At 41.3% G+C, this 13153-nt stretch carries 12 protein-coding genes; 9 read left to right on the forward strand and 3 right to left on the reverse strand.

Going from position 1 to position 13153, the window contains the following annotated elements; genetic code table 11:
* Position 1: 1 nt before the first annotated feature.
* From AAFF35_RS29550 to AAFF35_RS29560, 3 genes are read left to right on the forward strand one after another with little or no spacing between them, the layout of a single operon-like run.
* On the forward strand, positions 2–823 hold the full coding sequence (locus AAFF35_RS29550) for a protein-glutamate O-methyltransferase CheR (RefSeq protein WP_342330034.1): 822 nt from the start codon (positions 2–4) through the stop codon (positions 821–823).
* A complete protein-coding gene (locus AAFF35_RS29555) occupies positions 823–1386 on the forward strand; it encodes a chemotaxis protein CheB (RefSeq protein WP_342330035.1) in 564 nt (187 codons plus the stop codon). Before AAFF35_RS29550 ends, AAFF35_RS29555 begins: the two co-directional genes overlap by 1 nt.
* 14 nt (positions 1387–1400) lie before the next feature.
* On the forward strand, positions 1401–1769 hold the full coding sequence (locus AAFF35_RS29560; RefSeq protein WP_342330036.1) for a response regulator: 369 nt from the start codon (positions 1401–1403) through the stop codon (positions 1767–1769).
* 6 nt (positions 1770–1775) lie between these two features.
* Here the strand turns inward: AAFF35_RS29560 and AAFF35_RS29565 are convergent, their stop codons facing one another.
* On the reverse strand, positions 1776–4217 hold the full coding sequence (locus AAFF35_RS29565; protein ID WP_342330038.1) for an outer membrane beta-barrel protein: 2442 nt from the start codon (positions 4215–4217) through the stop codon (positions 1776–1778).
* Positions 4218–4471: 254 nt separating this feature from the next.
* Positions 4472–6154, reverse strand: coding sequence for a Zn-dependent hydrolase (locus tag AAFF35_RS29570; protein ID WP_342330040.1), 1683 nt, complete (start codon positions 6152–6154; stop codon positions 4472–4474).
* A gap of 137 nt (positions 6155–6291) precedes the next feature.
* On the opposite strand from AAFF35_RS29570, the gene AAFF35_RS29575 reads away from it, so the two are divergent.
* Positions 6292–7125: an N-acetylmuramoyl-L-alanine amidase gene (locus tag AAFF35_RS29575; RefSeq protein ID WP_342330042.1), complete on the forward strand. Its 834-nt coding sequence runs from the start codon at positions 6292–6294 to the stop codon at positions 7123–7125.
* A 106-nt stretch (positions 7126–7231) separates the two neighbouring features.
* On the opposite strand, the gene AAFF35_RS29580 is transcribed toward AAFF35_RS29575, so the two are convergent.
* Positions 7232–8893 (reverse strand): glutamine--tRNA ligase/YqeY domain fusion protein, encoded by a 1662-nt coding sequence (locus AAFF35_RS29580; protein ID WP_342330043.1) that lies wholly within the window; start codon positions 8891–8893, stop codon positions 7232–7234.
* An 80-nt stretch (positions 8894–8973) separates the two neighbouring features.
* On the opposite strand from AAFF35_RS29580, the gene AAFF35_RS29585 reads away from it, so the two are divergent.
* From AAFF35_RS29585 to AAFF35_RS29605, 5 genes are all read left to right on the forward strand, one after another.
* The gene (locus AAFF35_RS29585) at positions 8974–9393 is read left to right on the forward strand and encodes a cobalamin B12-binding domain-containing protein (protein ID WP_342330044.1); all 420 of its coding nucleotides are present in this window, start codon (positions 8974–8976) and stop codon (positions 9391–9393) included.
* Between the two features lie 3 nt (positions 9394–9396).
* Positions 9397–10179, forward strand: a complete 783-nt coding sequence (locus AAFF35_RS29590) for an enoyl-CoA hydratase-related protein (protein WP_342330045.1) — start codon at positions 9397–9399, stop codon at positions 10177–10179.
* Between the two features lie 175 nt (positions 10180–10354).
* Positions 10355–11755, forward strand: a complete 1401-nt coding sequence (locus AAFF35_RS29595) for a sigma-54 dependent transcriptional regulator (protein ID WP_342330047.1) — start codon at positions 10355–10357, stop codon at positions 11753–11755.
* Between the two features lie 5 nt (positions 11756–11760).
* Complete coding sequence (locus tag AAFF35_RS29600) at positions 11761–12813, forward strand: AI-2E family transporter (protein WP_342330048.1); 1053 nt, start codon at positions 11761–11763, stop codon at positions 12811–12813.
* 53 nt (positions 12814–12866) lie between these two features.
* Positions 12867–13133, forward strand: coding sequence for a YtxH domain-containing protein (locus AAFF35_RS29605; RefSeq protein WP_124586026.1), 267 nt, complete (start codon positions 12867–12869; stop codon positions 13131–13133).
* Positions 13134–13153 lie beyond the last annotated feature (20 nt).

Raw genomic sequence — 13153 nt, forward strand, 5'->3', positions numbered from 1 at the left:
TTTGGAATTACCCGTTGTGAATGACGAACAAGTCGAAATCCTGCTTTCAGATCTTCTGGAACAATATGGGTACGACTTTACCGGATATTCCAGAGCATCATTAAAGAGAAGGATCATCAGGCTTTATTCCCTGGATAAGGCACTGAGTTTTGCCGAATTCCGATATAAGGTGAACAACGACTCCACCTATTTTAAGCGCTTTGTAGAGCAGATTACCGTAAATGTGACAGAAATGTTCCGCGATCCTCAGTTCTTTAAAACACTAAGAGAAACTGTTCTTCCGAAGCTTGGAACTTATCCTTTTATCCGAATCTGGCTTGCGGGCTGTTCGACGGGAGAAGAAGCGTATTCCATTTCCATCGTTTTAAAGGAACTGAACCTGTTGCACAAATCACTAATCTATGCGACAGATTTAAACCCCTCAGTCCTGGAAAAGGCTGCTCAGGGAATGTTCGCACTTGGACAGATGAAACAATATTCGGAAAACTATATTGCCGCTGGCGGAACGATGGAGTTCTCCGGATATTACAGTGCGAATTACTCTCTTGCAAAGTTTGATGAGGAGCTGAGGCGCAAAATCATATTCTCTACACACAACCTGGTTTCAGACCATTCTTTTAATGAATTCCAGCTGATCCTTTGCCGGAATGTCCTGATTTATTTTGACAGGGACCTTCAGAACAATGTCCTGGAATTATTTGACGAAAGTTTGGAAGATCTGGGCTATCTGGCATTGGGAACAAAAGAAACGATAGATTTTTCGCCGATCAATAAAAAGTATAAACGACTGCCTGCCAATAAAATATGGAGGAAAGTTAGCTGATGAATAGATGTGACGCATTTATTATAGGAGGTTCTGCGGGAAGCCTGGATGTACTGTTAAAAGTCCTTCCGGAGATTCGCCCTGATCTTTCTTTTCCCATAATCATTGTGATTCACCGAAAACATGGTGCAGATTCACTATTGCCTGATCTGCTGTCGTCCAGAACAAAACTCATTGTGAAAGAGGCAGATGAGAAGGAAAAAATTGTTGCGGGAACGATATATGTTGCGCCTTCAGACTATCACTTGTTGATTGAGATGGACCGTACTTTTTCTTTGGATTACTCTGAAAAGGTAAATTATTCCAGGCCGGCAATCGATGTTACCTTTCAAACTGCTGCGGAAGCCTATAAAAATAAACTGGTCTGTCTGTTGCTTTCCGGTTCAAATGCCGATGGAGTAAAAGGGTTGAAAACAGTGAAAGCATGGGCTGGAAAGGCGGTTATTCAGGACCCGGATTCTGCACAAGTTGCTTATATGCCTGAACAGGCAAAGAAACATGTTGAAATAGATCGCATTTTACGCATAGAAGATGTTGCAGAATTTATAAATTTACTGCACTAGATTAAAAAAAATAAATGGGGAACTCAAAAAAGGTTTTTGTATTTGATGATAACGCTGACATATTAGAGTTATGTACGATTATTCTGGAAGATGCAGGATTTGAGATTAAAACATCATCAACTTCTAATCAGATTGTAGATCAGGTGATGGCCTATATGCCGGATATCATCTTTATGGACAATTGGTTGCCCGATGTCGGAGGAATTGATGCTACCAGGGAGTTGAAAGGACACCCGACCTTAAAAGGCATCCCTGTGATTTATTTTACGGCCAACAACGATGTAAAGTCATTGGCCGAACAAGCAGGAGCTGATGGCTATTTATCAAAGCCTTTTGACATCCAGGAGCTCGAGAACATCATCAACAAGCACCTGGGGATCTAGAAACCTTTAATTTTTCATTCTACCCTTTTCTTCTTCTACTCCGGTAGCCCTTTTCCTTGCGGGTTTAAGTTCATTCTTGCCAAATTTATAGGAGAAGGTGATCCTGGCTACGCGGGTTTCATTCTTTTGGTGCAGCTTGTAGCTGAGCCCCGGATAGGTGCTGCCTAAGCGCGTAACCTGGGTATTAAAAACATCACTTAAGGCGAGTTTAATATTGATTTTCTTATCCATCAACGACTTGCTCATGCCAATGTCAATGCCATGACGTTCTCCAATAGATAAGGTTCCATATTCCAATGGAGATTCGTACCTCGCACTCAGTTCCGCATTCAGATCCGGATTGATGATAAAAGTATGTTGTGATTTAATAACAAAAGAGCTTTTGGAAGTATTTAAAGGTTTCCCCGCGAGATCCGGAGTACTAAATTTCAAATGAAAAAGATTGAGGTTGTTATTGGTTTGCCACCATTTAAAAATACTGATGGGCACATTTAAATTCGCTCCGTAAACGATGTTCTTTGCAAGGTTGGCATTGGTCTGGAACAGCGCCTTTTTTTCTTCATTAGGCAAGAGAACTTCCGTAATGACATCTTTCACTAAACTATAGTTCAGGCTGAGAGAATAACGTTTAAGCGTGTAATTTGCTTCGAAATTGTGGGTGTACTGAGGGTTAAGAAAGGGGTTTCCCTGGTTATAAGTATACTGGTCAAGGTAATAGATAAAGGGGTTCAACGCATCATAACTCGGACGATCTATTCTTCTGCTGTACGATACACCGATCGTCTGGTCTTTAGTCAGGGTTTGATTGACGAATACACTTGGGAAAAAGTCCAGATAGGACCTTTTGGTAATCTTGTTTTCTGTAATGGAATTCCCTTTGGAATTGGTCTGTTCTGCTCTTAAACCCAATTGAACACTGGTGGATTTAAATTGTTTGCTCAGGTTAAAATAGGCTGCATTCACGTTCTCATCATAGATAAACTGATTGCTGCGGAGCGGATCGTTTTTCCATTCGCTGCCCTTAAGCTCTTCCGCGATAAAATTATTGTCCGTTTCTACTGAACTGCTTTTAATTCCGGTTTCCAGTTTCAAGGTCTTATGGAGAGGAAGGGTATAATCTATTTTAACCGCTTTGATGTTAATTCTGGAAGGGCTTTGGTTCCTGAGGAAACTGGTTGGTTTGAGTTCTGCCCCATTGGTATATATAAAGCGATTGACATAATTCGCATCATCGCCGGAGTGGTAACGGGAGTAGTCCAGATCCGCGGTAATTTCCTGTCCGGATGTATCCAGAACAGATTTATAATTCAGGTTATAAGCATAATTCTGATAATTACTATGAATGACGTTTTTGGCGAGTACCGCAGAATCCGGCTGACTGAAAGAGCGGCCAATCCAGGTATTATTGTCCATCAGGTCGTCCGAGGTATTGGCATAACCACTGAATAAAACCCCCAGCGTATTGTTTTTATTCAGGAAAATATCCATTCCAGCCTTAAAATTATGACTGTTATTCTTCCGCACATCGGTTGATGATTGTGCAAAATAGGTTTTTGCCGCACCGTCTTGCCCGGAAATACGGTCAATGGTCATGTCCTGATTCCTTTTTGTCCCGCCAAAATTATAGTTCCCAAAAAGGTTTACCTTTTCTGAGCGGTGGTTTAAGTTCAAACTGGCATTTTCATTCAGATTTTTGCCATAGCCTAAGGTTCCGGAAACGCTTCCGTTGGTTCCGCCATTTTTACTTTTTCTGGTTTTAATATTGATGATGCCCGAATTTCCTGAAGCTTCGTATTTTGCAGATGGATTGGTAATCAATTCAATGCTTTCTATTTGTGAACTTTGCATGCTTCTCAACAGGTTGCTGACATCCGCATTGCTCATATAAGTTTGCTTTCCATCGATCTGAATCATTACTCCCTGCTTGCCTTGCATAGAGATGTTGTCATTCTGATCTACAGTGACACCCGGAGCCTTTTGGAGGACTTCCAATGCGTTACTTCCCGTCATTAAGCTGCTGTTCTCTACATTCATGACCAGTTTGTCTGTTTTTCGCTCAAATAAAGGCTTTGTAGACGTAATTTTAACTTCGCTGAGGTCTTTGCTTCCGGAATTTAAACGGAGGTCCTGAAGCGTGATATGAAGGTTTTTTGCATCTATTTTAAAAAGATCACTTTTTGAAGTGGAATAGCCCATCATTGAGGACTTTACATAATAACTTCCAGGTTTGATTTGCAGAAACTGAAACTTTCCGGAAACATCGGTAATGGCTGATTTCACGAGGGAGGAATCCGCCTGGTTAAATAAGGCAACTGTTGCGTAATCCAATGGTTTTTTCTGCTCATCGGTAACGGCACCCGTAACGGTGGCCTGAACCGCACTATCCTGAGCTAAAGCTATTCCTGAGCCGATAAAGAGAAAAAATAAATTTAAATAAAGTGTTTTCATGAGTTCTGGTCTGTTTAAAAAAGCACACAAAATCCCCATAGCGTAAAATCACACTTCATATGAATGAAGAAAAATTAGGGCTGTTTGAAAACAGAGGGTTTCCTGTTGCTGCTATAGATAAGACGAAGACAAAGCCAAAAGGTTACAATTATTTGATTTTATTGCAAATAAATTGATTGAAGAGGGCGCCTGAAAGAAAAGGCCTTCCGCGTAACTTTAAACACGGAAGGCCTCTTTTATGAATTTTAATGGGCTTATTTGACGCCAAGAACGTCTACTCCCTGTTCAAAGATGACATCCACAGGAATGCCTTTTTGAGTCAGACGGTCCAGATCTTTTTGAAGTTCTGCACCAATCACTGCTTTCTCTTTTTGTGTTTTTTCTACTGCAGCTTTATCTCCGTTACCCTGAAGCGTAATGATCAGTTTACTTAACTTGTTCATTGCCGTTTCAAATTTGTTGAAATCTACTTTATAAGTGCCATTTGCATTACGGATGAATGCTCCATTCTCCTTAAAGAAGTTGAAGCATTGCATATTTGCTTTTCCATGTGCACTCGCTGCACCAAACCTTACAGAACGAAGAATTCCAGCCATGTAAGTGGTATAAAAGGTTTTGATATCGCCTTCCAGTTCTCCTTTTTTAAGCAATCCGGTAACCATATATAAACCCAAAACATCTGCCTTGCCTTCTTCTAACCATGAATATTGCTCCTGCAAAGCTTCTTTTACAAAGCCTTTTCCGCTAATGGTTTTTTTAATTCCTAAACCGTGTGCAACTTCATGAAACATCACGTTAGAGAAGAAAGCATCAAAATTAATGTATTGTTGTTGTTCTTTATCGATCAGTTCTTTTGCGATTGGAACAAGGATCTTATCAAATTTTGCCTTCATGGCATTTTTTAACTGGGAGCGTCTGGTGCCTTTCTTTTGCTGAATGATCTCATCATTTGGAAGGTTTACAGCGATCGTTTTTGATCCTGCATTGCAATCTCCGGCATAATAAACGACATCGTAAGCGTTTAACTCCGAATCTGTTCCCGGCTTTTCTTTTTTGTATTTAGCATCCACCGGTAGTCCTTCCTGTAATTGAGGCAGCATGCTCACATATTTTGCAAGACGTTTGCTCCATACTTTGTCCTTTACCAATACATAAGCCTCATAAGAAGCCCTGGCATTGAACAGTTTGTCTTCATAATTCTCAATCGGGCCGATTATGATGTCCAGGTTATTGGTTTTCATATCCAGCCAGGCATAATCACTGGCCGTATAATCATCCGAAACCAAGGCGTCTGCGCGTAGGGTCAGGTATTTTTTTAACCCGGCATCTTCGGCAAGTAATGCCGCTTGTTTAAGCAAGGCTGATGCATTCTGTAGTTCTGAAGCATACAAAACATGGTAAGGAATGGAGCTCAGTTTTCCGGTGCTGTCTCTTTTTACCACGGAATACTGACCTAGTTTATCTTTCACATCCGATTTCTCCAACTCGGCTTTGGTCATTCCGGCAGGGTAGAAGCTGGCTGCATCCGGTTTTGCGCCAATACCTGAAATAAATGGTTTATCTCCGTTTAAGCGATCCCATGGCCCATAATTGATCCATACAAAAGCTTTGGTCTTTTCATCCTTTATGGTACTTAATAAGCTGTCACGTTGTGGATATGCCTGTTTCCAGAAAAGCTCATCCATAATCTGGGCAGCCTGGATCAATAAAGGTAAAATCTTACGTTCATTGGCAGATAATTCATTTAGGTTGGTACTCAGTTTAACCTTCTCATAAATCGCGATCCGGTCATTTACATAACGTTGCAAACTATCTTCAGCTGAACTGGTATCTTTAACAGTAGTATTGGTGTTTCCATTGGGGTTGCTACAAGAATAAATTCCCGTAGCCAGGGCACATCCGGCAATAATAAGCGTTAACTTGCTTAAGTTTTTCATATTGAATTTTTGTTTTTTATCGATGCAAAGCTACATCAAATGCAGGCATTTTCGTCGCTCTCCTTTGGTTGATCTCCTAACAAGATGGCAACTAAATTAGTAAAAAATAGTAATTTCACCACTTCTATACTTCTATTATGATACAACAGCATAAATTTACACGGGGCAGTTTATATATTTTCTCTATGCTCCTGCTGGCAGCATGTTCTTCGAATAAGTACGCCGCAACGAATAAAATATATAAGGATCAGGCAAATGGCTTTGCAGAGATGGTAAAAGCCACACCTCCCGCCAACCAAACCGTAGCGACATTAGACGCCACGCAGCAGTCCTGGATCGGTTCCGTTAACTTCGGCATCCGTCGTCCTAATTTTGTCATTATTCATCATACTGCTCAGGATTCGTTAAATCAAACGGTAAAAACTTTTATCAATAAGAAGGCAGGAGTGAGTGCACATTATGTGGTGGGAAGAGATGGTAAAATTGTTCAGATGGTAAACGATTACCTGAGGGCAAACCATGCCGGAGTTGGAAAATGGGGCAATGAGGCAGACTTGAATTCTTCTTCCATTGGGATTGAGCTCGATAACAACGGTAAAGAACCTTTCGCTGATGCCCAGCTGAGAAGCTTGGTCGAGCTTCTTGGCGCACTGAAAAAGCGATACAACATTCCGACCGCCAATTTTATTGGTCATTCAGATATCGCACCGAGACGAAAAGTAGATCCCTTAAATTTCCCCTGGAAAGTTTTAGCCAAAAAAGGCTTTGGTTTATGGTATGACGAGGTATTGAAAATGCCGCCTGTAGATTTTAATGCGGAACTGGCATTAAGGGTAATTGGTTACGATGTAAGCAACCCTACTTCTGCAATTGTTGCCTTTAAAATCCATTTTGTGCAGACCGATATTACTCCGGTACTCACGCCAACAGATAAGCTGATCTTATATAACTTGTACACTAAATATTTATAACCCCCGGCCTGGACGTTTTACAGAAAAGCTAAGCATAAAAAAGCCGGATCAGCATAAATTCACGCTGATCCGGCTTTTCGTTTATATCCGGCTTTATAAAATAAAATTACTTATTTCCTTTTGCCCAGGCATCTTTTAAGCCAACGGTACGGTTAAATACCAGGTGTTCAGGAGTGGAATCCTTATCCACACAATAGTACCCTTTTCTAATAAACTGATATCTTGAATCGATATCGGCATTTGCAAGGTAAGGCTCTATATATGCTTGTTTAATGACGTCAACGCTGTTTGGGTTCAGGTAGTCCTTAAAGTCTCCTTCTTCAGCATCCGGAGATTCTACCGTAAACAGACGATCGTAGGTTCTGATTTCTGCACTTTTCGCATGTTTCGTACTTACCCAATGTATCGTTCCTTTCACGTTAATACCGCTGGTATCTTCGCCACTTTTAGATTCAGGGATATACGCACAATGTACTTCAGTTACATTTCCTTCTGCATCTTTACGGAAATCTTCACATTTTACGATATAAGCATGTTTCAATCTTACGGTTGCTCCGGGAGCGAGTCTGAACCATTTTTTTGCAGGCTCTTCCATAAAATCTTCACGTTCAATCCACAATTCATTGCTGAAAGGAATCTCCCTGATGCCGCCTTTATCTTCTGCTTCCGGGTTGTTTTCTCCATGAAGTACTTCTTCCTGTCCTTCAGGATAATTGGTGATTACCAGTTTTATCGGGTCTAATACCGCCATTACCCTGTTGGCTGTTTTATTCAGATGTTCACGAACACAGAATTCCAGTAAGCTCAGCTCAATCAGGTTTTCTCTTTTGGCAATCCCGATTCTTTCACAGAATTCACGGATACTTTCGGGAGTATATCCTCTTCTTCTCAATCCACTGATGGTAGGCATGCGTGGGTCATCCCATCCGCTCACCACGCCTTCATTTACCAGTTGCAGGAGCTTTCTTTTACTCATTACGGTATAAGAAAGGTTTAAACGGGCAAATTCGTATTGTTTGGAAGGGAAGATGTTCAGGTGTTCTATGAACCAGTCGTACAATTCCCGGTGAGATACATACTCCAGGGTACAGATGGAATGGGTAATGGTTTCGATACTATCACTCTGTCCATGTGCAAAATCATACATTGGATAGATACACCATTTGTTTCCTGTACGGTGATGTTCTGCATGTTTTATGCGATAAATAATCGGATCACGCATGATCATATTCGGACTGGACATATCAGCTTTCGCTCTTAAAATACGGGCGCCATCTGCAAATTCACCAGCTTTCATACGGGCAAAAAGATCCAGGTTTTCGGCAATGCTGCGGGAACGGTATGGACTGTCTTTTCCTGCTTCAGTTGGTGTACCCTTCAATGCGGCAATTTCTTCAGCACTGCTGTCATCTACATAAGCAAGTCCTTTTTCGATCAGTTTAACTGCGAAATCGTATAAAGTATCAAAGTAATCTGAGGTATAAAGCTCATTTTTCCATTCAAATCCAAGCCATTTAATGTCCTGTTGCTGACTGTCTACATATTCGGTTTTTTCCGTTATCGGGTTGGTGTCATCAAACCTCAGGTTTGTATAGCCACCATATTTCTTGGTCAGACCAAAGTTCAGGCAGATTGCCTTCGCGTGTCCGATGTGCAAATATCCATTGGGTTCAGGCGGGAAACGGGTAATTAACGTTTCATATTTTCCGCTGCTTAAATCGTTCTCAATGATCTCCTCAATAAAGTTCAATGATCTTTCCTCACTCATAAAAACTGTAAATTTAGTCTTCAAAGTTAACATAAAAGCGCTAATTTACTTACATTTACAGCCTACTATTCGTATATTTTATGAGCAAGACATTAAACAGGCCCATTAGGGTTTTAGTGGCTAAAGTTGGATTGGATGGGCACGATAGAGGGGCTAAAGTAATTGCAACCTCTCTGAGAGACGCCGGGATGGAGGTCATCTATACCGGATTACGTCAGACCCCGGAGATGGTGGTAAACACAGCCTTACAGGAAGATGTTGATGCCATAGGTGTCTCGATCCTTTCCGGAGCACACATGACGGTCTTCCCTAAAATAGTGGAAATCATGAAGCAGAAAGAGGTCAAAGATGTATTGCTCACCGGTGGTGGAATCATCCCGGAAAGCGACATCAAGAAACTCAAGGAGATCGGCGTAGGTGAATTGTTTGCGCCGGGGACCACCATGGAAACGATCGTAAATTATATTAAGGGCTGGGTGGTCGAAAACAGAAACTTTTAGATTATGGCATATCAGAATATCCTATCAGAAATAAGAGCGCAGGTACTTTATGTGACCATTAACAGGGAGCAAAAGCTGAATGCTTTAAATAAAGAAACATTAACCGAACTGGCAGAGGTAATTGCCTTCGCAGCTCAAACTGAGGAGGTCCGTGCGGTGTTATTGACCGGAGCAGGAGAGAAGGCCTTTGTTGCCGGTGCCGATATCTCAGAGTTCGCTGCTTATAGCAGTGAAGAAGGCGAAAATTTGGCCAGAAATGGACAGCATACCGTATTTGATGCCATAGAAAATTGCCCGAAACCGGTGATCGCTGCAATCAATGGCTTCGCTTTGGGCGGAGGATTGGAACTGGCTATGGCCTGTCATATCCGCGTTGCTTCAGATCATGCAAAACTAGGATTGCCTGAGGTTTCCCTGGGCCTGATTCCTGGTTATGGAGGAACACAAAGACTAACACAACTGGTTGGAAAAGGACGAGCCATTGAAATGATCACCACTGCGGATATGATCACTGCAGCACATGCCGAAAAAATCGGATTGGTCAATTACGTGGTTCCTGCGGCAGAACTTTTGTCAAAAGTGGAAGAAATTCTGGCAAAGATAAAATTGCGTGCACCACTGGCCGTTGCCAGTGCAATCCGATCGGTAAATTCATCACTTCTTTTTGACGAAAATGGTTTTGAAACCGAGATCAAAGAATTTGGTAAGTGTTTTGATACAAATGATTTCAAAGAAGGTACTACTGCTTTTTTAGAAAAAAGGAAACCCACATTTTTAGGTAAATAAACCTTGTTTATAGCGCATTTAAGGCCCATTGAACACATTTCGATGGGCTTTTGTTATACTCAGGAAACTGACCTTTTTATAGGTCAGCAGATTTAAAAGTGTAGAAAATATTTCCCATACTAAAAAATGTATTTATATTTATCTATTATTATGCAGTAAACTATTTTATTTCCCTATGAGAAAAATATTAATTGTTGATGATGAAATAAACATTGGTTTATTACTATCTAAGTTTTTAACCCGAAATTCATTTAGTGTCTCAACAGCTACAAGCGGTGTTTCCGCGATGGAATATCTGGCAAAGGAAAGTTACGACCTTGTGTTGTGTGACTATCGTTTGGAAGATACCGATGGGAAGGAGATGCTGATCAAGATTAAGGAAAGTTACCCTAGTACCGGCGTGATTATCATCACCGGGTATTCTGATATTAAGCTGGCTGTGGAACTCATCAAACTGGGAGCGTACGACTATATCACCAAGCCACTGTATCCGGATGAAATATTAAATACCATCAATAAGGCGATTGATACACAAACCGCCTTAAATGAAAATAGAGTGGAAACCCCTGCTGAAGCACCAAAACAAAAAGGGAGCAAGCAGATTTATAACCAGACGGACAATTTCGTTGCCGGGCAAAGTGCCGCCTCTAAAGAGCTGTTAAAACAGATTCAACTGGTTGCACCAACGGCTTACAGCGTGATCCTGACCGGCGAAAGCGGAACAGGAAAAGAGTCTGTTGCCATGGCCATCCACCTGAACAGTCCAAGAAAAAACAATCCTTTCGTAGCGATGGACTGTGGTTCCTTAACCAAGGAATTGGCAGGAAGTGAATTTTTCGGACACGAAAAAGGATCTTTTACAGGAGCACTTTATACCAAAATCGGCCATTTCGAAATGGCAAATGGCGGTACCCTCTTTCTGGATGAAGTAGGAAACCTTTCTTATGAAATTCAGGCAGCCCTACTCAGAACGGTACAAGAGCGTAAAATTAAAAGAATCGGAAGTACAAAAGAGATCGATCTGGATGTGAGGATTATCGTCGCAACCAATGAAAACCTGACAAATGCCATTCAAAAAGGCAGGTTTAGGGAAGATTTATACCATCGTTTCAATGAGTTTTCTATCGCCCTTCCGCCATTGAGTCAGCGTGGACGTGACATTATGGTCTTTGCCAATACATTTTTAGAAGTGGCAAACCAGGAATTGAACCGAAATGTGCAGGGCTTCTCTGAAGAAGTAGAAGAATGTTTCTTAACCTACAACTGGCCTGGAAATGTCAGGGAATTAAAGAATGTAGTTAGAAGGGCAACATTGCTTACCGAAACACAGGAAATTCAATTAAAGGCACTTCCTTTGGAGATCTCTACGTATGCAAAAGCTTCTGCGATGGAAAGCTCCATTTCGCGGACAGAGAAGCCAAGAGACTTGAAAAATGCAGCTTTAGAGGCCGAATATGAAGCCATCTTAAAAGTATTGAGAGAAGTTAATTTTAACAAAACCAAGGCAGCAAAAATCCTGAATATTGACCGGAAGACGCTGTATAATAAAATGAGGGCAATCAATCTGGAAACCTAAGGTCCATGTCATTATTCAACTACAAACAAAGGAATAACATCACCCTGTTGATCATTATCATTCTGGGGTGTTTAATTGCTTATTCCTTACAGGGAATCTTTAGCTCTATCCTCGGAACCCTGGTGTTGTATACCATTCTGCGACCCGTATTTCTATACCTGGTAGAAGAGCGAAAATGGAATAAACGCCTTTCTGCTCTTCTGCTGTTATTTATTTCTGTGCTGGTAATCGTTCTTCCTTTTTATGCGGTCAGCACAATGGTGATTGAAAAGATTGCCGAACTGCAGAGCGATCATATCTATTTTAAAAACCTGATTTTCAAAGTGAAACACCTGCTTCCGGTGGGAGGTGATTTCCAGGTCCTGATCGAAGATGGCCTGAAGAAAGCCGGTACCTGGGCTACAGAACTTTTCCCTTCTTTGATCTCTGGTGCATTTAATATCGTCCTGGGATTACTGATCATGTATTTCCTGCTGTATTTCATGTTGATAGAAAACGAAAAATTCGAAAGTTCGTTGTTAAAATATGCCCCCTTCCGCGAACAGAATGCTTACCGTTTTGCAGAGGAAATGCGAAATACGACCTATGCAAATGTGCTCGGACAGGGCTTGATCTGTCTGGTGCAAGGCGCATTGGTCAGTTTGTCATTCTACGTACTTGGCTACTCCGACCCTTTGTTCTGGGGCGTAATGACCACCTTTATCTCTTTCGTCCCTGTATTGGGGCCTCCGGTCATCTTTGTTCCGGCTGCACTCCTCCAAATGGCCAACGGCAATAGCTTTGGCGCATGGGCCATGTTGATTTTCGGATTTGTGGTCATTATCAATATTGACAATGTCCTTCGTTTTATGATCGCGAAAAAAGTTGGCAATATTCACCCGATTATTACGGTAATTGGCGTAGTTATTGGTATACCCTTATTCGGAATATCTGGTCTGGTCTTCGGTCCACTGCTATTGTCGTACTTCATATTGATGATCAAAATATATGAAACGAGCGCAATGGCCTCCGAAAGATTGGAAAGAATTAAAACAATTTCTGAGCAGGAATCGTTATAATCAGTATATTCCAGAGTCAATAAAGGAAATTTTAAACATAAAATTTAAATGTCATGAATGATAATTCAAAAGTATTAATTGGGCTATTGGCCGGTTTAGCTGCAGGTGCGGCATTGGGATTACTGTTTGCTCCGGAAAAAGGAAGTGAAACAAGAGATAAGTTGAGCCAGTCCTTAAAAGACCTTGGTGACGCAATTAAAGACAAAGCGGCAGATGAAATCAATAACCTGGCGAATCTGAAAGATAAAGTGGTGACTTCTGTAAAAAGTAAACTTCATCAGGCAGAGGAAGAATTTGCTGATGATGTAGAGCACGCATAAATTACCCCTAAAACCAAAGA

The sequence above is a fragment of the Pedobacter sp. FW305-3-2-15-E-R2A2 genome, assembly GCF_038446955.1.
Classification (GTDB): Bacteria; Bacteroidota; Bacteroidia; order Sphingobacteriales; family Sphingobacteriaceae; genus Pedobacter.